The 21,445-nt window shown below is 49.8% G+C and carries 22 protein-coding genes; 10 read left to right on the forward strand and 12 right to left on the reverse strand.

What is annotated here, in order from left to right; all coding sequences use genetic code 11:
• Positions 1 to 91: 91 nt before the first annotated feature.
• On the reverse strand, positions 92 to 2,278 hold the full coding sequence (locus BM185_RS05340) for a putative bifunctional diguanylate cyclase/phosphodiesterase (protein WP_091960411.1): 2,187 nt from the start codon (positions 2,276 to 2,278) through the stop codon (positions 92 to 94).
• The gene (locus BM185_RS05345) at positions 2,262 to 2,915 is read right to left on the reverse strand and encodes a histidine phosphatase family protein (protein ID WP_091960414.1); all 654 of its coding nucleotides are present in this window, start codon (positions 2,913 to 2,915) and stop codon (positions 2,262 to 2,264) included. Before BM185_RS05345 ends, BM185_RS05340 begins: the two co-directional genes overlap by 17 nt.
• 294 nt (positions 2,916 to 3,209) lie before the next feature.
• Between BM185_RS05345 and BM185_RS05350 the strand changes: the two genes are divergently transcribed.
• The gene (locus BM185_RS05350; RefSeq protein ID WP_091960417.1) at positions 3,210 to 4,226 is read left to right on the forward strand and encodes a hypothetical protein; all 1,017 of its coding nucleotides are present in this window, start codon (positions 3,210 to 3,212) and stop codon (positions 4,224 to 4,226) included.
• On the opposite strand, the gene rsgA is transcribed toward BM185_RS05350, so the two are convergent.
• The 4 genes from rsgA to BM185_RS05370 form a co-directional block, all read right to left on the reverse strand.
• Positions 4,223 to 5,260 (reverse strand): small ribosomal subunit biogenesis GTPase RsgA, encoded by a 1,038-nt coding sequence (gene rsgA, locus BM185_RS05355; RefSeq protein WP_091960420.1) that lies wholly within the window; start codon positions 5,258 to 5,260, stop codon positions 4,223 to 4,225. The genes BM185_RS05350 and rsgA overlap by 4 nt on opposite strands.
• Positions 5,257 to 5,826, reverse strand: coding sequence for an oligoribonuclease (gene orn / locus BM185_RS05360; RefSeq protein WP_091960423.1), 570 nt, complete (start codon positions 5,824 to 5,826; stop codon positions 5,257 to 5,259). The genes rsgA and orn overlap by 4 nt, the downstream gene beginning before the upstream one ends.
• A gap of 45 nt (positions 5,827 to 5,871) precedes the next feature.
• Complete coding sequence (locus tag BM185_RS05365) at positions 5,872 to 7,818, reverse strand: methyl-accepting chemotaxis protein (RefSeq protein ID WP_091960426.1); 1,947 nt, start codon at positions 7,816 to 7,818, stop codon at positions 5,872 to 5,874.
• 69 nt (positions 7,819 to 7,887) lie between these two features.
• Positions 7,888 to 8,349 (reverse strand): GAF domain-containing protein, encoded by a 462-nt coding sequence (locus BM185_RS05370; protein WP_091960429.1) that lies wholly within the window; start codon positions 8,347 to 8,349, stop codon positions 7,888 to 7,890.
• 149 nt (positions 8,350 to 8,498) lie between these two features.
• Here BM185_RS05370 and serB point away from each other — a divergent pair, with 149 nt between their 5' ends.
• The 3 genes from serB to BM185_RS05385 all read left to right on the forward strand — a co-directional run bounded on the left by serB (position 8,499) and on the right by BM185_RS05385 (position 10,473).
• Positions 8,499 to 9,761, forward strand: coding sequence for a phosphoserine phosphatase SerB (gene serB / locus BM185_RS05375; protein ID WP_091960431.1), 1,263 nt, complete (start codon positions 8,499 to 8,501; stop codon positions 9,759 to 9,761).
• Positions 9,758 to 10,072, forward strand: a complete 315-nt coding sequence (locus BM185_RS05380; RefSeq protein WP_091960434.1) for a GIY-YIG nuclease family protein — start codon at positions 9,758 to 9,760, stop codon at positions 10,070 to 10,072. Before serB ends, BM185_RS05380 begins: the two co-directional genes overlap by 4 nt.
• A 197-nt stretch (positions 10,073 to 10,269) precedes the next feature.
• Positions 10,270 to 10,473: a cold-shock protein gene (locus BM185_RS05385; protein ID WP_091960436.1), complete on the forward strand. Its 204-nt coding sequence runs from the start codon at positions 10,270 to 10,272 to the stop codon at positions 10,471 to 10,473.
• A 56-nt stretch (positions 10,474 to 10,529) separates the two neighbouring features.
• On the opposite strand, the gene BM185_RS05390 is transcribed toward BM185_RS05385, so the two are convergent.
• The 5 genes from BM185_RS05390 to BM185_RS05410 all read right to left on the reverse strand — a co-directional run bounded on the left by BM185_RS05390 (position 10,530) and on the right by BM185_RS05410 (position 15,209).
• Positions 10,530 to 10,718: a DUF2783 domain-containing protein gene (locus BM185_RS05390; RefSeq protein WP_091960439.1), complete on the reverse strand. Its 189-nt coding sequence runs from the start codon at positions 10,716 to 10,718 to the stop codon at positions 10,530 to 10,532.
• Positions 10,719 to 10,737: 19 nt separating this feature from the next.
• A complete protein-coding gene (locus BM185_RS05395) occupies positions 10,738 to 12,348 on the reverse strand; it encodes an FAD-dependent oxidoreductase (RefSeq protein ID WP_091960442.1) in 1,611 nt (536 codons plus the stop codon).
• Between the two features lie 216 nt (positions 12,349 to 12,564).
• Entirely contained in the window at positions 12,565 to 13,218 is a 654-nt protein-coding gene (gene maiA / locus BM185_RS05400) for a maleylacetoacetate isomerase (protein WP_091960445.1), read from the reverse strand.
• A gap of 11 nt (positions 13,219 to 13,229) precedes the next feature.
• On the reverse strand, positions 13,230 to 14,216 hold the full coding sequence (locus BM185_RS05405) for a fumarylacetoacetate hydrolase family protein (protein ID WP_091960448.1): 987 nt from the start codon (positions 14,214 to 14,216) through the stop codon (positions 13,230 to 13,232).
• Between the two features lie 24 nt (positions 14,217 to 14,240).
• Positions 14,241 to 15,209 carry an MBL fold metallo-hydrolase gene (locus tag BM185_RS05410; RefSeq protein ID WP_091960451.1) on the reverse strand — a complete coding sequence of 323 codons (969 nt, stop codon included), beginning with the start codon at positions 15,207 to 15,209 and terminating at the stop codon, positions 14,241 to 14,243.
• Between the two features lie 273 nt (positions 15,210 to 15,482).
• Here BM185_RS05410 and BM185_RS05415 point away from each other — a divergent pair, with 273 nt between their 5' ends.
• The 6 genes from BM185_RS05415 (at position 15,483) to BM185_RS05440 (ending at position 20,754) form a co-directional block, all read left to right on the forward strand.
• Entirely contained in the window at positions 15,483 to 16,499 is a 1,017-nt protein-coding gene (locus tag BM185_RS05415; protein WP_091960453.1) for a TRAP transporter substrate-binding protein, read from the forward strand.
• Positions 16,500 to 16,571: 72 nt separating this feature from the next.
• Positions 16,572 to 17,165: a TRAP transporter small permease gene (locus tag BM185_RS05420; protein ID WP_091960456.1), complete on the forward strand. Its 594-nt coding sequence runs from the start codon at positions 16,572 to 16,574 to the stop codon at positions 17,163 to 17,165.
• Positions 17,158 to 18,456, forward strand: coding sequence for a TRAP transporter large permease (locus BM185_RS05425; protein WP_091960459.1), 1,299 nt, complete (start codon positions 17,158 to 17,160; stop codon positions 18,454 to 18,456). Before BM185_RS05420 ends, BM185_RS05425 begins: the two co-directional genes overlap by 8 nt.
• An 18-nt stretch (positions 18,457 to 18,474) precedes the next feature.
• A complete protein-coding gene (locus tag BM185_RS05430) occupies positions 18,475 to 19,719 on the forward strand; it encodes a multidrug effflux MFS transporter (protein WP_091960463.1) in 1,245 nt (414 codons plus the stop codon).
• Positions 19,712 to 20,221, forward strand: a complete 510-nt coding sequence (locus BM185_RS05435; RefSeq protein ID WP_091960466.1) for a MarR family winged helix-turn-helix transcriptional regulator — start codon at positions 19,712 to 19,714, stop codon at positions 20,219 to 20,221. The genes BM185_RS05430 and BM185_RS05435 overlap by 8 nt, the downstream gene beginning before the upstream one ends.
• A gap of 56 nt (positions 20,222 to 20,277) precedes the next feature.
• Entirely contained in the window at positions 20,278 to 20,754 is a 477-nt protein-coding gene (locus BM185_RS05440) for a MarR family winged helix-turn-helix transcriptional regulator (protein ID WP_091960469.1), read from the forward strand.
• Here BM185_RS05440 and BM185_RS05445 read toward each other — a convergent pair.
• Positions 20,751 to 21,305, reverse strand: coding sequence for a VOC family protein (locus tag BM185_RS05445; RefSeq protein ID WP_091960472.1), 555 nt, complete (start codon positions 21,303 to 21,305; stop codon positions 20,751 to 20,753). The two genes, BM185_RS05440 and BM185_RS05445, sit on opposite strands and share 4 nt — an antisense overlap.
• Positions 21,306 to 21,445: the final 140 nt, after the last annotated feature.

A 21,445-nucleotide genomic window follows, 5' to 3' on the forward strand; every position in this document is an offset into this window, starting at 1 on the left:
AAGGTTCCTGTCAATTGATTGAATGATCACTTCTCAAGTATCTGGATTCATTGAATAAAGTTTCATGCATACTAATGGTATACTATAAGTGTTACAAGTTGTTAAGTGTTTTGCTTGGGTGTGTTTTTGTTACACCTGCAGTCAACTGAGCGGTCAGGCCTTCGCCTGGTTGGGGGCGGGAGAACAGAAAACCCTGGAAAGCCCGGCATTCCATGCTGATCAGGAAATCTTGCTGCTCAGTTGTTTCTACCCCTTCAGCAATGACTTCCAGCTGCAAGGCATGGCCCATGGCGATGATGGTTTCGACGATAGCAGCCCCTTCACGGTCTTTGGGCAGGTCTTTAATAAATGATTGATCAATTTTGAGCTGATCCAAAGGCAGGCGCTTCAGATACTGGAGTGATGAGTAGCCGGTTCCAAAGTCATCCATGGAGAAGGTAATCCCAATTTGCTTGAGTTCCAGCATCTTCAGAATGGTTGTTTCCATCTGCTCCAGTAGGGCGCTTTCGGTTAATTCGAGTTTGAGTAGGTGAGGGTTGATCCTATAGGTATCCAGCAAGGTTTTGATCTGACTGACCAAATCATTCTTGTGAAACTGCTTGGCACTGATATTGACCGCTAGCGATAGATCCCGGGTTTCTGGATGTTCTTCCCACTGCTTAAGTTGCTTACAGGCTGTAGCCAAAACCCAGTGGCCTATCGGAAGAATTAACCCGGACTCTTCTGCGAGGGGGATAAACTGGCCTGGAGAGATATAGCCTTTTTCCGGGTGCTTCCAGCGGAGTAAGGCTTCTACACCCAGAGGTTGATTATTGGTACCAACCTGCAGTTGGTAATGAAGTTCCAACTGTTGTTCTTCGAGTGCTTTTTCCAGCTCTCTTTCCAACCAAATACGTTCTTCCAATTTGGCCTGAATCTGTGGATCAAAAAAGCTGCAGCAATTCCCACCAAGGTTTTTGGATTGGTACATGGCAGCTTCTGCCTTACGAAAGAGGCTGTCGATATGGCTATCTGCTTGGGTTAGATCAAAAAGCGTGAGACCAAAACTGGCTGTGAGTTTACGAGCCTGGCCATCAATAATAAAAGGTTCGCAGAGCAGGCGACGAAATTTATCGGCAAAGCTTTGTGCCTGCTTGGCTGCCAGAGTGGGTTCTGGGTCCAGGTTGTCCAAAATCAGCATAAACTCATCACCACCCAGACGTCCCAGGGCCGTTTTATCGATGAGCTGTTCACTTAAGCGTTCAGCAAAGGCCCGAAGAACTTTGTCGCCAAAGCTGGGCCCTTCGGATTCATTGATACTTTTGAACTGGTCCAGATCCATGAAGATCACACCACCCAAGCGCTGATGGCTCCGACAAATTTGCAAAGAGTGCTGCAGGTGTTCGGCAATCAAGCGACGATTGGGCAAACCCGTGAGATTGTCATAGTAGGCAAGACGGTAGTTTTCTTCTTCGGTTTTCTGGCGTAGACGCTCTGAATCCCGAAAAGCCAACAGGGCCTTAGCCAGGCTGTTGAACTCTCCGGTTGTGGTTTGTTCCAGTTTTTCAACAGACCTTAAGCGGGGTATGGAGTCTCTTTTATGAGCGAGTCGGGACAGGGCTCGGGTAACGACCATTAGCTTACTGGTTACAAAACGAACCATAAATAGCATTAAGACCAGGGTAACCAGAAGCAACATTAAACCGAGAGCCAGTTGGCGCTGGAAAGACTGGGTAAAGCTTTCGGTACTGACTTGAGTTCTGACCCGGGTGCGTTCGGCCAAGAGTTGATTGATGCGGCTGGTGTAGGTATTAAAAGCCAGGAAGTTCTGCTCGGCTTCACGTAGATAATGGGCAGAGGTTGCAGGGTCAACCGCTATGATATCCGTTGACATGATGGCAAAACGCCGATACTCCTGAAAGGCTTCGTTGAGTAACTGGGAGGTGCCGTGATTAATGTCGATTAGCAGGGGGGAGTTGGCCATCTGATCAATGAGCTGCTGTAGCGTGCTGAGTTGATCCACTAAATTGCTATGGCTACGGTACAGCTGCAAGGGTGATTTTTCGCCCGCTTCTGCGGCTTGAAGTACTGCCATGAGTTGATTGTGAACTTCTGCTAATTCTTGATTGAAGTCGGCGGCTTTTTCAATGGTTTCCAGGTCAGTAATGGTTAGCTTTTGCTTATTATCAAACTCGTTTTTCAGCTGCGATAGACTCCAGCCCCCAAATAAGAGAGCAAAGAGTACCAACAAAAGGGCTGGAAATAGAAAGTAAAACAGGAGCTTAGGGTTGGTTATCATCAGCCAGTCCTTTAGCTTTCAGGAGTCGTGGCCAGTCATCGGGGTAGATGCTACCCAGGTACTGGAAGTTACCGTCACCCAGAGGTTTGAAAATGACCAGGCTACCTTCAGGTGGGAAGTAGTCAATCAACTCGGCTAGGTTGGGTGCATGAGCAACGAGGGCGCGATTGCTTCCTTCTGGCTGGGGCTTGCTAATTAACCCTAGCGTTCGTGCAATAACCGGTTCTTTCTCTTCACTGGTTAAGGCAGCGGTATACATCAGCAGCTCTTCCACTTGGTAACCAGTTGTTGGAAAAGCGGCTTCGGTACTGTCGAGCGTACGACAAAAAGGGCTGGAAATAATGGGATCTAAAGGAAGCTGCAAGCGCGTCAGTGCTTGACCCAATTGCTGCATTTGTTGGTGGCCCTTGGCTGTTAATGGGCGCTGAGTGGCACAATCATCGAGACTGACGGGCACCTGGTCTGGGATCGAAGAATCCGTGTGACCATGGCGGATATAAAGGACGTAGCCACCTGTCTTAAGCTGGTCGAGAAGCTCTGGGGCTGCCCGCTGGGGCTCAAACGCGAAAGCCGGCAAATTGATACCCGCGATTAGGAAGACAAACACCAGGAGTAATTTAGAATGCTTGTTGTTCATATCGGCTCCTTGTTACTTCCTTGGGTCCTGATGCACTGACTAGTAACCATCTTAAGAGGTTTGCTTGAGTTGTAAAGAAATCAGTGCGTGCAGCTTAACTTCCAGGATTAAAAATCACCTGAACCTTTACACTTTTTTCTGTTCATTATTGTCATCAGGGATTTCGATCTAGCAATTAAAGTTACTATTAGTATCCACTGAAACACTGAGGGCTTGTCAAGTGGGCTTTGGACGCATAGTCCACTGCTGACTTGTGGTATCTTGTTGGGCAAAGAGATGCGGAGAGGATCATCAATGCTTGATGCACAAATTGACTGGCAATCGCTGGCGATACAGGAGGCCGTCCTGGCGCTCTATAAACACCAAATGATTCGTCGTAACCAGGCGAATGCGCTCTTGGTTGATGAGCTGATTACCAGCAACTGGCTCTTGCCAACCGAACAGGAGGATGAGTTTAGCCTCAGTGCACGCGGACGGGCTGGTTTGGCTGAACTGCTGGACTTGCGCCTGCCCGAATGGCGTGAGTGGTTGGAATTAATTGATGGTGATGCTCCCCTGATTAGTGAAACCTTTGAGAAACGCTGGCAGTTTTTACAAAAAGCCTTGCGTTCAGATTTGCCACATACCTTGAATCAGCGCAGTTTACAGCTTGCTTTGCTGGGTCAGGAAATGGATGAGTTTCCTGAACACTTGCAGCAACAGTTGCCGCCTTTGCAACTAAGCAAAGACCGTTGCCTGCATTTGCGTGGAAAAATGGATTTCAAACTGGTCAAGCGCCATGGTGTTAATATTGAGCTAAAAAAAATCTGGCGACAGTTGAGTGAAGCGATATTGCCGGAAAGAGACTTTCATCAGATTAAAGAATTGGATGGTGAGCTTCCTTATTTGGTAATGACGATTGAAGACAGGGGCGTCTTTCTGGATATTGATTTGCCGGAAAACCTGCTGGTTGTTTGGGTGGCTCCTGATAACCTGGAGCTGGCTGGTGAGTTCTTACGTTTTCTGCCTCAGTTTGTTCCACATGTTCACTTTGGTGACCTGGACCATCAGGGCTTGGTTATTGCCGAGCGTCTGGGAATGATGAGCCAGCGCCCAGTGCGTCGCTTTATTCCTGGTTTTTGGCAGGATTATCTGGAACTGTTTTCTCAGGAAGTAGAAGAAGCCACAGAAGGCAAGGGTGCCAGTTGGCGAGGCCCTTTACTGTCCATTACCCTGCTTAAAGAGTTAATGAGCAGTCACCGCTGGCTGCAGCAGGCACCCTTGGCTCTGGATGCCCGCCTTTACGATGAAATGCGTAAGCTAATGGATTAAAGGCTGGTGAGTAGATGTAGGAAGCTATCAAACCTTTGCTGGCGGATTTTGCCTTCAGCAACAGCTGACTGGAGTGCACAACCAGGCTCTTTTTGATGGCTGCAATCCCGAAAGCGGCAAAGGCCCAGGAAAGGGCGAAACTCTCTAAAGCCTTCCGCCAAGGCATTAGCTTCCAGATAACCCAGAGCAAATTCCCGAATACCGGGAGAGTCGATCAGCTGGCCCCCTTCGGGAAAATGAAAAAGCTTGGCCGTGGTGGTCGTATGACGCCCTTTGCGGCTATCTTCAGACAGGCTGCCAACGCGCAGGTCAACGCCTGGCAGCAGGTAATTGATTAGTGACGATTTGCCAACACCGGATTGACCGACAAAGACACTGATTTGGCCTTTGAGCTGTTGTTTAAGATCGCGAAGATCTTCTTCACTTTGGGTTGAGGTGGCCAGCACCTGATAACCAATTTCCCGATAAATTTCCAGAAAACTGTCCAGACGCTGGCTAATCACCGGACTCACTTGTCCCTGGCTGATCAGATCCCATTTGTTAATGACCAGAACCGGTTCCAGGCCGGAATCTTCAGCAGCAACCAGATAGCGGTCAATCAGGTTGGCAAAGGGTTCCGGCTCAGGAGCGACGACCAATAAGAGTTGATCGACATTGGCTGCAACGGCTTTCATGGTGCCGCGCATATCGGGGCGAGCCAGTAAGCTTTTACGCTCCTGGCGGGCTTCAACAACACCTTCCTGAAGTTCATCCAGCGCCGGACGCCAGGTTACCTTGTCACCTGTCACCAGGCTTTCAACATTTGCTCTGACATGGCAGCGCTGGCGTTTTCCCTGATGCGGGCCGTCCGTTGCTTCTACTTCAACCTGACGGCCAAAGTGGGCTGTGACCAAGCCATTACTGACTTCATCAAGGTGTCCCTCAATCAAAGCATGCTGGGCTTTTTTATCTTTACTGTGAGCGCGCTGTGTGCGTTCAGCCTGAACCTTCTCTACACGCCAGCGTTGCTGACGGGTCAGTTTGCGTTTACTCATGCAGGCTGGTCGTTGGTTGTACGCAGAAAATGTTCACGATAGTGGCGCAGTTCGGCAACTGATTCACGGATGTCGTCCAGGGCCAGGTGGGTATTCTGCTTCTGGAAGCTTTTTTTAACCTCTGGATTCCAGCGTTTGGCCAGCTCTTTGAGGGTCGAAACATCCAGATTACGATAATGGAAAAAAGCTTCCAGTTCGGGCATTTCCTGCAGCATAAAACGTCTATCCTGGTGGACACTATTGCCGCACATGGGGCTGGCGCCAGGTTGGACATACCTACGCAGGAATTCAAGAGTCGCCAGTTCGGCTTCACGGGTACTGACTTGGCTATCTTTGACGCGCTGGGTGAGACCTGAATTGCCGTGGGTTTTGGTGCACCAGTCATCCATGGCATCCAATAGACTATCCGGCTGATGGATGGCAAGTACCGGGCCCTCCGCCAGGATATTTAAATCACTATCGGTCACCAGGGTCGCTATTTCAATAATGCGTTCTTTTGCTGGGTCCAGACCAGTCATTTCCAGATCGATCCAGACCAGATGGGGTAAATTTTCTTGTTCAGACATGCGCTTAGGGCATCCTTGGAATTACAGTGCCATAGGTATTAAGGGTCAGCTGGTTTTGAACTGGGCAACCAGGGCTTTCAGGTGTTCGGCCAGTTGTGACAGAGACTCACTGGCTTTGGCTGATTCGCCCACATTTCCAGCTGTGCGTTCGGCAACCTCGCTGATATTGACGATACTAGCATTAATATCTCGGGAGACTAAAGTTTGCTCTTCAGTTGCACTGGCAATTTGTTGAGCATTGCTATTAATTTCACTCACTGCAGTGGCTATGTGATCCAGCTTATCCCTCAAATCTTCAGTCAAGGTTACAGTTTTTTGAGTACTTTGATTGCTCTTGTGCATGGCATTGACGGCCTTATCGGCACCCGCCTGAAGCCGCTCAATCATGGCTTGAATTTCTGAGGTGGAAGTCTGGGTACGACTGGCCAGGGTGCGTACTTCATCAGCAACGACAGCAAACCCCCGGCCAGCATCACCAGCTCTGGCAGCTTCTATGGCAGCATTCAATGCCAGCAGGTTGGTTTGCTCGGCAATACCTTCTATTACCTCAAGCACCTGGCCGATTTCATCAGTGTCATTTTTCAGTTGATTGATCAGATCCGTTGTCATCACAACCTCTTTATCCAGGGTGTGAACCTGTTTGAGGGTGGTTGCTATGGCTTCCTGGCCGGTATCTGCCGCTTCCAGGGCACTGGTCGAAGCATCGGCAGTGCGCTGGGTATTATGGGCCACTTCTTCCAGGCTGGAGGTCATTTCAGTCATGGCCGTTGCTGAAGAATTAATTTCTTCAGTTTGTTGCTGCATCCCCTGATCGGTGGCTTCATTGATTTGAGTGAGTTGGGTCGAGGCCGCCGCTACCTGATCCGAGTAGTTGGCAATATCACCCAGTAGGTGGCGCAGCTTGTCCTGCATGCCCGCCAGAGCAGACAAGAGGCTTTTGTTATCCCCTTTGGTAAGTTTGATTTCAGTAATTAGATTGCCTTCGGCAACCCGATGAACGATTTCTGAAGCATATTCAGGATCACCGCCAAGCGTACGCGTGATCGAGCGGACAACAGCCATGGAAATCACAGAGGCAACGGCAAGAATAATCAAGGTAATCACTGCCAGTACCCAGAACATGGTCCTAACATTGGCCAGGGCAACGGCTTCTTCAGTTTCCACGACCAGGCTCCAGCCCAGGAGGTCGATAAAAGCGGTACTACCAATCACTGGTGTGCCTGCGGCATTGGTATAGCGCCCAACTTCTGAGCTTCCAGCCCTGGCCCATTGACTGGCCTGGGTGTTGAGCGGCTGGCTGGTGTCGGCAATGGAGTCAGCCGGGGTGATTGCTCTACCCTCTTGGTTGACCAGATAGATTTCAGTGCCCGCATCTCTGGAAAGTTCAGCCAAGCGCTCAATGAGGGTGTCGATTTGCACCGCGCCGCGCATTACCGCGATAATATTACCGTCGGTACGTATTGGAATGGCCACAGTGCTCACCAGGTTGCCGCTGGCTCGGGAAACAACAGGCTGTGAAAAGGTGTTTTGGCCAGAAATGGCTGACCTGAACCAGGCGCGGTCAGCGACGTTAAAGTCATCAGCTTCCTGCGAACTGAGGAGTCTGGCTTGGCCATTTTCATAACTGATACCGGCCAAGCCACGGCCATTTTCACCCACGACAAAAATGGTGTCATAAAAACCATCCTGCTCGGCCAGGCTGGCCATTAAGCTGTTAATGCTGTTGCGATCCAAATCTCTTGCCGGGCGAACCTTGGCCAGATAGCGCATTTCATCCTGGCGCGCCAGGAGCCAGTCAGTGAAACGCACGGCATTGTTTTGACTGGTTGTTTGGGCGTCACTGAGAGTGTCGGTGATGACAGCTTCCCGGTATTGGTTAAAGGCCAGGCTGAGTAGAATGAGTAACGAAAGGACAAGCAGGCCCAAGATGGTGACGGTTAGACGCAAGCCAAAACTAAGCTTTTTCCACCAGGCAGGGGTTAAACTGGCCATAATCATATCCTTAAATCGTATCGATTGTTTTTGTTGATATAGGTAGAAAGTTAATAGAGTTTGGTTTTTTTACAAATGTAATTCCATTAAATTGCCGGTCCATTTGGCCAGTTCTTTGAGGCGTGCGATTTCTTTGGATGAAAAATCCCTTGGTTGGTGATCAGCCAGGTTCAGGCTTCCTACCAATTGCTGGCGAAGAAAGATAGGAACGCCGACATAGCTGCGTACGCCCAATGCCAGTGCCAAGTGAGGCTGCATTTCTTCGGGTACTAGCTCGAGGTCACGAATAAAGATCTGCTCGCCGGGGATGACCAGGGGTAACCCACACAAAGCATCGTCAACCAAGAGGCGTTGTTGGCCGTCCTGAGAAAAGTAGAGGCGTACATGGCGGCCTTCGCGCATACCTATTGCCGCTACGGGAACCTGAAATTGTTTGCGACAGTAATGAGCGACTCTGCGAAAGCCTTGGGAGCAGATTTGTCCAAGTTGCGGCATCATCTCATCAAGGTGCTTTTTGCCGCGGGTTGTCATTGTCGACCTCCAGATCGCTTGACGGTGCAAGTGAATGCCAAGGAGCGTTATACTTAGGCGCTGAAAAAACCTTACTTTCCGAATGTTTTGAGTATAGAAGCCTTTGTGGTTTCTGCTTAACAAAATTTTTATTTTTTTACAGGTAGCGAATGAATACCCAGGACCGAAGCATCGTTCTTATCAATCTTTCCGGGCATGATCGTCCGGGTATTACCTCAGCCATTACCGAAATACTGGCCAGTTACGATGTACAGGTTCTGGATATCGGGCAGGCGGTGATTCATGACACTCTGGCTTTGGGTCTTTTGGTGCACCTGCCGCCCAAAGCTCAGAACTCGCCTGTGCTTCAGGAATTGCTTTTTAAAGCCCATGAGTGGGGAATGCAGATACGTTTCACCCCGGTTGCTGAAGCCAGCTATGAACACTGGGTAGCGGGGCAGGGTAAAAGCCGCCATATCGTTACTCTGCTGGGACGGCAGATTACCGCAGAGCAGATCGCCAGGGTGACGCGGACGGTTGCAGCCAATGGCTTGAATATCGACCGTATTCATCGCTTGTCTGGGCGGGTGAGTCGTTCGCGTATGGGGCAACCTGGCCGGGCTTGTGTTGAGTTTTCAGTCCGTGGCGAAGCAACAGATACGGCTGAGTTACGCCGTCATTTTCTGGCTTTGGCGGGAGAGCTGGAGGTAGACATTGCCGTTCAGGAAGACAATATCTATCGCCGCAATCGTCGCCTGGTCGTTTTTGATATGGACTCGACGCTGATAGAAACGGAAGTGATTGATGAGCTGGCCCGTGAAGCGGGGGTGGGGGATCAGGTTGCTGAAATCACGGAAAGAGCCATGTGTGGTGAACTGGACTTCAAAGAAAGCTTCAGTGCTCGTGTGGCTCTACTAAAAGGCTTGGATGCCAGTGTTCTGGAAAAAATTGCTGAACGCCTGCCAGTGACGGAAGGTGCTGAAAAGCTGGTTGCTACCCTGAAAGGCCTGGGCTATAGAACAGCCATCCTGTCCGGTGGTTTTACCTATTTTGGTCACTACCTGCAGAAAAAACTGGGTATCGATGAAGTTCATGCCAATGAACTGGAAATTGAAGACGGTAAGGTCACTGGACGCGTCGTTGGTCGGGTTGTAGATGGTGAATGCAAGGCTGAATTGCTCCAGGAAATTGCTCGCAATGAGGGTATCAATCTGGAGCAGGCCATAGCCGTTGGCGATGGTGCCAATGACCTGCCCATGCTGGGCTTGGCGGGCTTAGGCATTGCTTTTCGCGCCAAGCCACTGGTTCGTCAAAATGCCCGTCATGCCCTGTCTACCTTGGGCCTGGATGCGATTTTGTATCTGATTGGCTTTTCAGACAGAGACATTGAGCATCAGTGGGGTGGCCTTAAGCCAGAAGAGCCCAAAGCATGACCGCAATCCAGCGCGAGTGGTATCTGTATATTTTGCAGCTGGCTTCAGGCCAGCTCTATACGGGTGTGACTACCGATGTGCAAAGGCGTTTTGCTGAACACCAGTCAGGTTCGGCCAAGGCAGCGCGCAGTCTACGGGGTAAAGGGCCCTTGCAACTGGTGTTTTGGTGCCCGGTTGGTGATCAAAGCCAGGCTCTGAAGCTGGAGTATCAGGTCAAAAAATTGACCCGGCTTCAGAAACTGAACATAGTGCAACAAAAACGTCTTCCATTTGACTTGACGGCGTCACAAAGTTTTTCTAAAACTACTTGACGTGGGGCCTCAATTCGATCAATGTAGATCCTGTAGGCAGCAAGGTAGCAAGTAGAAGTGTCGTAACACCGTTGTAATCGAAGTGTCGGTAACATCAGTTCGTCATTCGTTCTATCTTGATTCCCGCAAGACCGAGTCAGAGCTTACAAATGTGGGTCTGGTTCAATTTTAAACAGTAAGAAATAGGAATTAGCGATATGGCAACTGGTACAGTTAAGTGGTTCAACGACACCAAAGGTTTTGGCTTCATTACTCCAGACGACGGTGGCGATGACCTCTTTGCTCACTTCTCTGAAATTCAAGCTACGGGTTTTAAAACCCTGGCTGAAAACCAGAAAGTTTCCTTTGAAGTTCAGCAAGGCCCCAAAGGCCTGCAGGCTGCAAAGATCACTGTAGTCTAAGTAACTCTTTACTTCAGACTGCATGAAAACCCGCCTTAAAGGCGGGTTTTTTGCGTTTAGCTTGCACTGGCTGTTTGTATGGCCTCTTCCAAAATCTGCTCATCACCGATGTGATTTGCCAGAATCAGCAACAGTTTGGCATTCATCAGTTGAATTTGATCTTCCGTTTTATTGCGCTGCATGGCGATGAGCTTTTCATAAAAATCGTCATATTTTTCGAGGTTACGGTTCAGATTGAGCTTCATGATTCTACTCCAAAGATAATTAATACTGACAGGTGGCTTTGGCCAGGGCTTGTTTGATTTTGCTGGCATCAAACTGACGCCAGCGAGCGGCAACATGCTGATCAGGCCTGAGTAGATAAACCGTTCCCGGCTGGCCGTCATAGCGTTGGGTGACCAGGCCTTGTGAATCTTCGAAATCTTGGCCTACCTGAATTACCTGAGCAGAGACACCGCCCTGTTCTACTGATTTTTGGGGAGCATCACCAAACACCATTAATTGAAAACCTTCACCCAATTGATTGAGTAGCCAGGCATCCTGTCCTTGCACTTTAATGGGGGCATCGGCGCAATTGGTGCCAGGTTGCATTTTTCCAGCAAAAGCCTCTTCGTCTGCTGTATTCAGTGAAGACTCCAGGTAGGGCGTGGGTGTTGAAAGGCGACCTGAATTGACCAGGGGCCTTGCAAAGTCATGCTTTTCAGCCAGCTCAAGCACGGCATCCCGAAAGATTTTGCTGCTTTTGCTTTTAGGGGTAATAAAGTCAGTAGAGCGGGTGGAGTTTTTCAGGTTATCGTCTGCGGCATAAACCCGCTCTTCGGAGTAGGTGTCCAATAAAGCCAAGGGTGCTTTGCCATCCATCACCAGCTTTAGTTTCCAAAAGAGGTTGTCGATGTCCTGTACACCGGTATTGGCACCCCTGGCACCAAAGGGGGATACTTGGTGGGCGGCGTCACCCGCAAAGAGCACCCGGTTATAACGGAATTGGTCCATACGCCGACATGCAAACTGATAGACAGAAATCCATTCCAGTTCGAATTCCGAGTCTTCACCCAGCATTTGCTTCAATAATGGCAGTACATTTTCTGGTTTTTTGGCTTCTTCGGGATCGGCATCCCAGCCCAACTGAAAATCAATACGCCAGACATCATCAGCTTGTTTGTGCAGCAGCACTGACTGGTTGGGGTGGAAGGGAGGATCAAACCAGAACCAGCGCTCGGTTGGGAACTGGCCTTTCATCACCACATCCGCAATCAGGAAGCGGTCTTGGAAAAACTGGCCTTTGAAAACACCGCCAACCATTTCCCGTGTATCTGAGTTGGCACCGTCGCAGGCCAGCACCCAATCAGCCTCCATTTTAAAAATACCGTCGGGTGTTTCCACAGTGAGAAGGACATGATCGCCTTTTTGCTCCAGGGTGAGCAGTCGGTGCTTCCAACGTAGATCAACGTTATCCAACTGATTGCAGCGCTCAACCAGATACTCTTCAAGATAATATTGCTGCAGGTTGATCATGGCCGGCATCTTGTGACCCTCTTCAGGAAGGAGGTCAAACTCATAGGCTAGCTTGTCCTTAAAAAAGGTTTTGCCCACTTTCCAATTAATGCCTTTATCCACCATGGGTTGCGCGACTTCAAGTCGATCCCAAATCTCCAGGGGGCGCTTGGCATAACAAACCGCACGCGATCCTATGCTGACGGTGTTGTTATCATCAAGGACCACCGCAGGAATGCCATAGGCTGCTGCATCTAGGGCAGCGGTTAAGCCGATGGGTCCGGCACCAATGATCACCAGGGGGTGCCTTTTGATGTGCCCTTCTTGTTGTTCTTTGGATTGTTGGTAGGGGAATTCAGGGTAGGTATAGGTATTCAGCATCTTACTTTTCCACCTGTTTATTGTTGTTGGAGGTTTGGCTGTACCAGCAGGAGATATGAAGCAGTTAGTTTCATATGAAACTAACTTTAGAGAGGGGTTGAGTGAAAGTCAAGCTTAAAAGCTTTTGTTTTTCAAAGGTTTAAATTTATTTTTTGCAGCAGGAATGCCCCGGCACCTGGGTGCCAAGGTAAGTCAGCAGCAGTTGGAAGCCTTTGCTCAGACCTGGGCGTCTGGCTGGGCTTCAGGAGCTGCCTGTTGAAAGGCGGGTAGCTGTTGGCAGCGCTGATCCAGTGCAACTAGTGTTGGGTAAGGGTCCAGGGGGCACTGGAAGCGCCGGGCGTTGTAGAGCTGGGGTACCAAGCAGGCTTCAAAAAGCCCTGGAAGATCGCCCAGAGTAAAGTCCGTAGCTTTCAGTAGCGGACTTTGGCTGACTTGTGTTTCGAGTGCGGCCAAACCCTGCTGCAACCAATGGTGATACCAGGTCATTTTCTGGTCTTCATCCAGGCCCAAGGGTCCAGTCAGATACTGAAGCACGCGCAGGTTATTCAGCGGGTGCAGTTCGCAGGCCAGGAATTGAGCCCAGCTTCGCAGCTGAGCCCTGGTTTGCAGATCTCTGGGCAAGAGTGCTGGTTGGGGGTGCTTTTCTTCCAGGTATTCGATAATAGCCAGTGACTGGCTAACCCGAAAATCACCATCAACCAGCAGGGGCACCAGACCTTGAGGGTTTTGCTCTTGATAGGCTGGCTTGCGATGCTCGCCCCCGTCTCTAACCAGATGAACGGAATGGTTGCTGAAATCCAATGCCTTGAGGTGCAGGGCAATTCTGACTCTGTAGGCTGCGCTAGAGCGCCAGTAACCAAAAAGTTGCATGCTGGCCTCCACTAGTCTGCTGAATAGGCTTCAACCGCTTGATCGATAGCACCAAAAATGCTTTTTCCTTCAGTATCAAACATTTCGATACGTACCCGATCACCAAACTTCAGAAAAGGCGTGCTCGCCTCACCCTTTTCAAGAATTTCCAGCATCCGTTTCTCGGCCAGGCAAGAAGAGCCTGCACTGCGATCATAGTTGGATACAGTGCCTGAACCGATAATGGTGCCGCTACCCAGGGGGCGGGTTTTTGCGGCATGGGCAACCAGGGTTGGGAAATTAAAGGTCATGTCGGTGCCCGCATCGGGACGACCAAAAAGTTGATCATTGATATGGGAAACCAGCGGTAGATGAACCTTGCCTTCCTTCCAATGTTCACCCAGCTCATCCGGGGTAACGGCAACGGGTGAGAAGCTGGAAGAAGGCTTGGCCTGATAAAACCCAAAGCCCTTGGCTAGCTCACCAGGAATCAGGTTACGTAAGGAAACATCGTTGACCAGCATCAGTAGTTTGATGTGATCGGCTGCCTGGGAAGCAGTTATGCCCATGGGAACATCATCGGTGATGATGGCAATTTCTGCTTCCAAGTCTATGCCCCAGGCTTCATCAGCCATTTGGATGGGGGCTTGGGGCGGGATGAAGGCATCACTGCCGCCCTGGTACATGAGTGGATCTTCCCAAAAGCTGCTGGGCATTTCAGCATTACGGGCCTTGCGAACCAGTTCAACATGATTGACATAAGCACTGCCATCCGCCCAGTGGTAGGCACGGGGTAGTGGGCTGTGGCAATCCGCTTGATTAAAGGCAAAAGCACCCTGTGCCTGGCCCTGGTTGAGTTCTTGATAACGGGCTTCCAGGGCTGCCTTGCAGCTTTCCCAGTTATCCAGTGCTGCTTGCAAGGTGGGCGCAAGATCGCTGGCACTAACAGCCTGGGTCAGGTCTCTCGAGACCAGAATAAGTTCTCCATCGCGGCCGCGGTTCAGAGAAGCTAATTTCATGATACAACTCCTGATTTCTTGTTTTTATTGGTTTTCTACAACTTCCTGCAAAGAATGCCACATTTCAGTGTCTCTTTCTGCGGTCCAAATTCTTGGGTCCGGGAAGTCGCCTCCCGCCTCATCGTAGCAGCGGGTGATATCAAAGGGGACGCAGTGGTCGAAAATAACCCAGTGACCATATTTGGGTTTTAGTTTCTTGTAGGTTTCTGCATAGCATTCACTCAGTGACTTGCCGGCTTTTTTGCCTGCCTGAACGCTAGAGTACATATCCAGTAAAAAGTCTCTTGTGCCTTCGATGGCCTCGCGGCATTTTTCCGGTGTTTCCAGAGCATCGCCTCTGCCAGGTACCAGTTTTTGTGGGTTCAGGGCGAGAATTTTATCCAGGGTGGCCGGCCATTCTTCATGGTAGGCATCACCGGTATAGGGTGTGGCGCCATATTCCACCTGGTCACCGGCAAAAAGAACCTTCTCTTCGGGTAGCCAGACCACGGTATCGCCTTTGGTGTGGCCCTTACCCAGATGCATGATTTTGACTTCACGCTTGCCCATAAACAGGGTGAGCTCTTTTTCAAAAACAATGTTGGGCCAGGTGAGGCCGGGTACCGATTCCACACCCTGAAAGAGCCTGGGGAAGCGACCCACTTCAGACTCATAGTCTTGCTGGCCGCGCTCGACAATCAGGTCATAGGTATTGCGGCTGGCAATGATATTTTCAGGTTGATAGGCAGAAGCACCCAGTACCCGAACAGCATGATAATGACTCATGACAACATGCTTAATGGGCTTGTCTGTGACTTCACGAATCCGGCGAATGACGTCCTCAGCCATGATCGGGGTTGCCTGGGTATCGACGACCAGCACGCTGTCATCGCCAATGATAACGCCAGTATTGGGATCGCCTTCAGCGGTATAGGCGTAAAGGCCTTCCCCCAGCTGGGTAAAGCTGACCTGCTTGGGTTCCAGGTCGCCGTGAGAAGCAAATTTTTTGGTCATTTGTCTACCTCGATATGCTTTTGGTTGTCATCTATGCTTGTTTATCTTGTTTCAATTGAAACTTTAAGGATCTAAGCATCTTCCTTGACACAAAGCAAGCTTGTGTTGGATATTGAAAGGGTGATCTAGCTTCATAAGTGTATTTAGTTGGTTTTTTTCAAGCCTTTGAATTCCTGAAAAGCAGATCTCAGTGCACGAAATAAGACAACCTAAAAGTTTTGAGTGAAACTAATTTCAAAAACAACAAGTGAACTCATCAGATAAGGTAAAACCATGCATAAAATAAAAACAATGCTGTTGGCTACCGGCCTGGTAGCAGCAACCTCTATGACCCCAGCTCTTGCCCAGACAACCCTGACAGTCAGCAGCTGGGGGGGACCCAATCACGGCATTAATACCCATGTTTGGCCCAACTGGGGGCAGTGGGTGGAAGAAGCCACTGAGGGGCGGGTCACTGTTGAAGTGGTTTCAGATTTGGGGCCACCTAACCAGCAGATGGATATCGTTGCTGACGGTATCGGCGATGTGACCTGGATGTTCCATGGTCACTTTCCGGGGCGCTTTACCGCAACCCAACTGCCCGAACTGCCTTTCTTTGAAGCTATTTCATCAGAAAAGATGTCGGCTGCCTACTGGCGAACCCATCAGGAGTACCTGAGTGCCGCCAATGAGCATAGGGGGGTTAAGGTGCTGGGCTTGGGTGTTCATGGGCCTGGCCAGGTTTTTACCCGTGAACGTGTCGAAAGTCTTGATCAACTGGAAGGTAAGCGTTTGAGAACCGGTGGTGGGGTGATGTCGGAAATTGCTAATCGTTTGGGGGTTTCCGGTGTTGCCTTGCCACCCACCCAGACTTATGAATCCGCTTCTCAAGGGGTGATTGAAGGGGCTTTTCTGACTCTGGAAGGGTTACGTTCTTTCCGTATCGCTGAAGTTGCACCCTACACCTTGAGTCTGCCTGGCGGCCTTTATCGGGGCAGCTTTGCGATCGTCATCAACCCTGATGTCTGGGATTCAATTTCCGCCTCTGATCAGGAAGCCATTATGGAAGTGTCCGGTGAACGACTATCACGTCTGTTTGGTGAAATGATGGATCTCAGCGATCAGGCCGGTGTCGAGTTTGCCAAAGAAAAGGGCAACACCTTTACTGAAGCCTCTTCGGAAGTGGTTGAAGCTGCTAAGCAACTGACGGCTGACCTACCCGATGACTGGGTTGAGCGCATGAATTCTTCCCGAGTGGATGCAGAGGCAGCTTTGGCCTTTTTCCGCAAGCAATTGCAGGAACTCAACTAAAGTCTTGCCCTGTCGCCTGAGGCGGCAGGGTGTTGAGTTAAGGCTTATTCGGGCTGATGAAAAGGTGAATCTATGCTTTTAGGTCGTCTTGCCGCACGAGCAGAAGGGTGCTTGCGTTGCCTTTTGGAGGGTTTGGCGGGAATTTCCCTGCTCAGCATGATGCTGATCACCACAGTAGATGTTTTAGGGCGCTTTTTTTTCAACGCTCCCTTGTTGGGCGCGATTGAGTTGATGCAACTCGCTTTGGCGATTGTGATTTTTTGTGCCTTTCCAATCGTTTGCTGGAAGGAAGAGCATATCAGTATTGATTTGCTGGATACCTGGGTTCCCGCTTGGGTTGTGCCCTGGCGGCAACTGGTGATCAATGGTCTTTGTGCTTTTGCGCTTTATATCATGGCTGGTCGCATTCAGGTGTTTGCCAATCGGGCTTTTTCTTACGGCGATGTGACTGAATTTTTGAAAATTCCTATGGGTTATTTAATTGTTTTGATGGCTGTCATGGCCTGGATAGCCGCAGTGCTTTGTGCTTTGCGTGCATTTACTTATATACCAGAGATTTTCGGCTACAAGACCTGGGCGCACCAGCAACAGGAAAGTATGACCGAGCAGTATCTGGGTAGTGAGTCTGGCCATAACAAGAATCAAGAGGAAGGTCGCAGTGATTGAGTCGTTGATTGGTTTTTTTGTTCTTTTTATTCTGATCCTACTGCGTATTCCCCTCGCTTTTGCAATGGGTGCTGTTGGCTTTATTGGTTTTTACTTTGTTTTGGGAGGCAATTGGAATGCCGCCGAGGCTATGGCGGCACGGCGTATTGTTGATACCGGTTTGCAATATAGCCTGACGGTGATTCCGCTTTTTGTGTTGATGGGCAATCTGGTGACCAAAGCGGGCATGTCGGCAGCGATCTATCGCGCCTCCAATGCTTTTATTGGTCATTATCGCGGTGGTCAGGCGATGGCGACCATCCTTGCTTGTGGTGGATTTAGTTCAATTAGTGGTTCTAGCCTGGCAACAGCGGCAACCATGTCCAAGGTCGCCATGCCGCAAATGCGTAAATATGGATACTCGGATTCACTAGCAACGGCTTCCATTGCTGCCGGGGGCACTTTGGGTATTCTGATTCCACCCAGTGTCATGCTGGTCATTTATGGCATCTTAGCGGAACAAAGTATTCGTGAACTCTTTGCAGCGGGTCTGTTACCGGGCATTTTGGGTATTTTGCTCTACCTGGTGGCGATTCAGTTTGTGGTCCGTCGTCATAAGGATTCTTGTACTGAAAGCGAAAAGGCTGACTGGAAAGAACGCTTTTCAGCGCTGGCCGGGGTCGGAACCACTTTGGCGCTCTTTTTGTTGGTTATCGGTGGCATTTATATTGGGATGTTTACCCCTACAGAAGCAGCAGGCATGGGGGCTTTTGGTGCTTTTTTGCTGGCGTTAAGCCGTAGAGCGCTAAACTTCCAGGTTCTGAAAGAAGTTTTGGTTGATACCACCCGAACCACAGCCATGCTATTTGCCGTCATTATTGCCGCGATGATTTTTTCCAATTTTATCAACCGTGCCGGTCTGCCCAATGAGCTCTTGGCGATGATTCATGGTTGGGATTTAAGCCCGATGATGGTGCTGATGGCGATACTGCTGATTTATCTGCTTTTGGGCTGCATGCTGGAAAGCATGTCCATGCTGCTACTGACCGTGCCTTTATTTTTCCCAATCATGGCTGGACTTGGCTTTGATCTGGTTTGGTTTGGTATCCTAGTGGTCATTGTTATTGAAATCAGCTTAATAACTCCGCCCGTGGGTATGAATGTCTTCGTGCTCAAGGGGTTGCTGCCGGAAGTGTCAACCGCAACCATCTTCAAGGGTATCTTTCCTTTTTGGGTGGCTGATGTAGTGCGCATGTTCTTGGTGGTTTTTATCCCCGGACTGGCACTCTGGTTACCTAATTTCTTCTACTAACAGGTTTTTAATTTGAAAATGAGTTCGCCCCTTCAGGAATCCTCTGCTGCGGCCAGTGCTTTAAGATTGCCTGGCTGGGCGCAAGGTATGGTGCTGGTTGGCCTGGTTGCCATGAGTGCTGTATCCACGGATCTTTACCTGGCTGGTTTGCCGGCTATGGTTGAGGATTTGGGCGCGACTCACTCCCAAGTACAGCTTACTTTGAGCTTGTTTATGCTGGGCTTTGCACTGGGACAACTGATCAATGGGCCCTTGTCGGATAGCTGGGGCAGGATTCCGGTACTCAAACTGGGCTTAGTGATTTTTTTCCTGGCTTCTTTGCTTTGCATCTGGGCTCCCACTATCGAAGTGCTTTGGTTGGGCCGTATTTTGCAAGGTATTGGGGCCAGTGTCGGACCGGTGCTGGGTCGAGCCATCGTCAGTGATGTTTACCCTCGTCAGGATGCGGCAAGAATTCTGGCTTACCTCAGCTCAGCCATGGCTTTGGTGCCTGCTTTGGCCCCCATTCTGGGTAGCTTGCTGTTGATTTGGTTTAGCTGGCGTTCGCACTTTGTTGCCCTGTCATTGTTTGCTTGCCTGGTTTTGCTGGGAGTCTCTTTGCTGCTATGGGAAACTCGGCCGCAACTGGCTGAAGGTGAAAAACGCAAGCTGAGTGATCTGCTGCGCCTAATGCCACGATTTTTGCTGCACGGACAATTTATGGCCTATGTGGCCTGTGCCAGTACCGCTTTTGGCGCTATGTTTGCTTATATATCCAGCTCTTCTTATTTGGTTATGGAGGTGCTGGGGCTGGATGCGGGCCTTTTTGGTTATACCTTTGCCTTTGTGGTGCTGGGTTTTATTTTGGGGGCTTTTTTAAGCGCACGGCTGGTCGCCAGGTTGGGCTTGGAAACGACTTTGGGTTGGGGCATGGCAGTGTTGTTTCTGGCAGCCGGTTTGGCAGCTATTTTTTGGTGGCTGGACTGGGTTTATGTTTGGACGCTGATGCCTGCTATGCTGCTGGTTTTTGCGGCCGGTGGATTAACCCTGGCGAATAGCCAGGCCGGGGCAGTAACTCTGTTTCGAGAAACGGCAGGTTCAGCCTCGGCGGTGTTTGGTTTGTTTCAGATTTCCACTGCGGGCTTGACCGGAGCCCTGGCCGGTTATTTTTACAAACAGACGCTTTTGCCTTTAGCGGTGATTTTACTGAGTTGTGCATTTTTGGGAGCAGCTGCCTGGTGGTTTCAACTGGCAGGAAAAACGAAGGTAGTCCTTGATGAATAAGCCTGTTAAAGCAAATCCTCTTTCCAAAACCCGGGCTTTATTGAGCCTGGAGCAATTTCTGCCTTTTCGAATCAATCACCTGGGTGGGCGTATCAGTTGTTCACTTTCGCACATCTACAGCCAGGAATTTGGTATCAGCATTCCTGAGTGGCGTATCTTAATTTGGCTTAATGCCAGAGAAACCCTCACTGCTAAAGAAATTTGCAAGCTGAGTAATATGGATAAGGCCAAGGTTTCCCGAGCTGTGCATCGCTTGGCTGATCAAGATTACCTGCTACGCATCCGTGATGAAGAAGATCAGCGTACGGTATTTTTGAGTCTGAGTGAGCAGGGGCATCAATTGCTGGATAAATTGATTCCCCGGGCACTAAACTGGGAAAGTGAGTTGGTTGCCGGGCTCTCGGCTCAGGAATATCGGGATTTGTTCAACATCATGCTAAAGCTGGAACAGCAGCTGGACCGAATCAATGCCTGTGAGGAACAGCCGCCGGCGAAAAGCTGACAAGCCTGAAAAAACTGGGTAGAGTGGCTGGCATTCCAAGGATTCTCTGGCTGAGTATGTCTGAACACAAAACTTCCGATACCGCTGAACAGCTGCAATTAAAAGATTTTTTTCCTTATCGGCTCTCCAGCCTTCAGGCTGCAGTCAGTGCAGCAGTGGCTCAGCTCTACCAAGGGCGCTTTGAGTTGACTCATCATGAATGGCGTCTTCTTGCTACCTTGCATGAATACCCTGAGCTGTCTGCGAAACAGCTGGCTGAGCATACCAATCTTGAAAAAATGCAAGTCAGTCGGGCTGTTGCGCGTATGACGACCAGAGAGCTGTTGGAACAAACCCCTGCTGAGCATGATCGACGCTATCTGAAATTAAGCCTAACCGAAGCGGGCCATCAGCTGTATCAGCAAATAGTGCCTCTTGTTTTGGAAAGAGAAGCTTGGCTGCTGGCTGATCTAAACGATGAAGAAAGGCGTTTTCTTGATCAAATCATGGACAGGCTGCTGGCGCGTACACGCCAGCTGCAGGCCAAGGATTAATCGCTACCCTCTTTTGATTTGAACTCTTCTTCATGTAGCCAGGCAGCATGCTTGGGTGCGCGCTTAGTTTTTGACCATTCTTCCACCATGGCCGGAGCCACTTCTTTGAGCTGCTTCATTTGTTCCGGAGTTCCCTTCACATAGGTCAGTTCCAAGCGGTGTCCATTGGGGTCAAAGAAATATATCGAACGTATGATACCGTGTTCGGTAGGGCCCAATACCTCAACACCCTTGCTTTCCAGTTCTGCCTTGGCATCCAGTAAAGCTTTTTCATCGGCAACTTGAAAAGCGATGTGTTGAACCCATTCAGGCGTATTGGGGTCTTTACCCATGGGCGGCGAGTTGGGGATTTCAAAAAAGGCCAGAATATTGCCATTACCAGCATCCAGAAAAAGATGCATGTAGGGGTCAGGCTCTTTGGTGGAAGGAACCCTGTCTTCAGCAATGGCAACCAGAAAATCCATGTTGAGCTTATCCTGGTACCACTCGACAGTTTCTTTGGCATCCATGCAGCGATAAGCCACGTGATGGATTTGTTGTAGCTGGATCATGATTGGTCTCCGCTCTTGTTGTTGTGTGTTTTGTGAAGATAGTAACAAATGTTACTAGTGTCAAATTTTTTTGTCTGGGGTTTGAAAAGGTACAGCTAAGTGATCGTTAATGCTGGGGTAAATGGCAGCCAAGGCTCAGA

Source organism: Marinospirillum celere, assembly GCF_900112235.1.
GTDB classification, from domain to species: Bacteria; Pseudomonadota; Gammaproteobacteria; order Pseudomonadales; family Halomonadaceae; genus Marinospirillum; species Marinospirillum celere.

Bases quoted from the DNA above. Each gene is read 5' to 3' on its own strand.
- BM185_RS05385 (WP_091960436.1), top strand. From the start codon at position 10,270: ATGGCAACTGGTACAGTTAAGTGGTTCAACGACACCAAAGGTTTTGGC.
- orn (WP_091960423.1), bottom strand. From the start codon at position 5,826: ATGTCTGAACAAGAAAATTTACCCCATCTGGTCTGGATCGATCTGGAA.
- BM185_RS05390 (WP_091960439.1), bottom strand. From the start codon at position 10,718: ATGAAGCTCAATCTGAACCGTAACCTCGAAAAATATGACGATTTTTAT.
- BM185_RS05410 (WP_091960451.1), bottom strand. From the start codon at position 15,209: ATGACCAAAAAATTTGCTTCTCACGGCGACCTGGAACCCAAGCAGGTC.
- BM185_RS05395 (WP_091960442.1), bottom strand. From the start codon at position 12,348: ATGCTGAATACCTATACCTACCCTGAATTCCCCTACCAACAATCCAAA.
- BM185_RS05345 (WP_091960414.1), bottom strand. From the start codon at position 2,915: ATGAACAACAAGCATTCTAAATTACTCCTGGTGTTTGTCTTCCTAATC.
- BM185_RS05440 (WP_091960469.1), top strand. From the start codon at position 20,278: ATGTCTGAACACAAAACTTCCGATACCGCTGAACAGCTGCAATTAAAA.
- BM185_RS05445 (WP_091960472.1), bottom strand. From the start codon at position 21,305: ATGATCCAGCTACAACAAATCCATCACGTGGCTTATCGCTGCATGGAT.
- maiA (WP_091960445.1), bottom strand. From the start codon at position 13,218: ATGCAACTTTTTGGTTACTGGCGCTCTAGCGCAGCCTACAGAGTCAGA.
- BM185_RS05340 (WP_091960411.1), bottom strand. From the start codon at position 2,278: ATGATAACCAACCCTAAGCTCCTGTTTTACTTTCTATTTCCAGCCCTT.
- BM185_RS05380 (WP_091960434.1), top strand. From the start codon at position 9,758: ATGACCGCAATCCAGCGCGAGTGGTATCTGTATATTTTGCAGCTGGCT.
- BM185_RS05420 (WP_091960456.1), top strand. From the start codon at position 16,572: ATGCTTTTAGGTCGTCTTGCCGCACGAGCAGAAGGGTGCTTGCGTTGC.
- BM185_RS05430 (WP_091960463.1), top strand. From the start codon at position 18,475: ATGAGTTCGCCCCTTCAGGAATCCTCTGCTGCGGCCAGTGCTTTAAGA.
- BM185_RS05370 (WP_091960429.1), bottom strand. From the start codon at position 8,349: ATGACAACCCGCGGCAAAAAGCACCTTGATGAGATGATGCCGCAACTT.
- rsgA (WP_091960420.1), bottom strand. From the start codon at position 5,260: ATGAGTAAACGCAAACTGACCCGTCAGCAACGCTGGCGTGTAGAGAAG.
- BM185_RS05350 (WP_091960417.1), top strand. From the start codon at position 3,210: ATGCTTGATGCACAAATTGACTGGCAATCGCTGGCGATACAGGAGGCC.
- BM185_RS05405 (WP_091960448.1), bottom strand. From the start codon at position 14,216: ATGAAATTAGCTTCTCTGAACCGCGGCCGCGATGGAGAACTTATTCTG.
- serB (WP_091960431.1), top strand. From the start codon at position 8,499: ATGAATACCCAGGACCGAAGCATCGTTCTTATCAATCTTTCCGGGCAT.
- BM185_RS05415 (WP_091960453.1), top strand. From the start codon at position 15,483: ATGCATAAAATAAAAACAATGCTGTTGGCTACCGGCCTGGTAGCAGCA.
- BM185_RS05365 (WP_091960426.1), bottom strand. From the start codon at position 7,818: ATGGCCAGTTTAACCCCTGCCTGGTGGAAAAAGCTTAGTTTTGGCTTG.
- BM185_RS05435 (WP_091960466.1), top strand. From the start codon at position 19,712: ATGAATAAGCCTGTTAAAGCAAATCCTCTTTCCAAAACCCGGGCTTTA.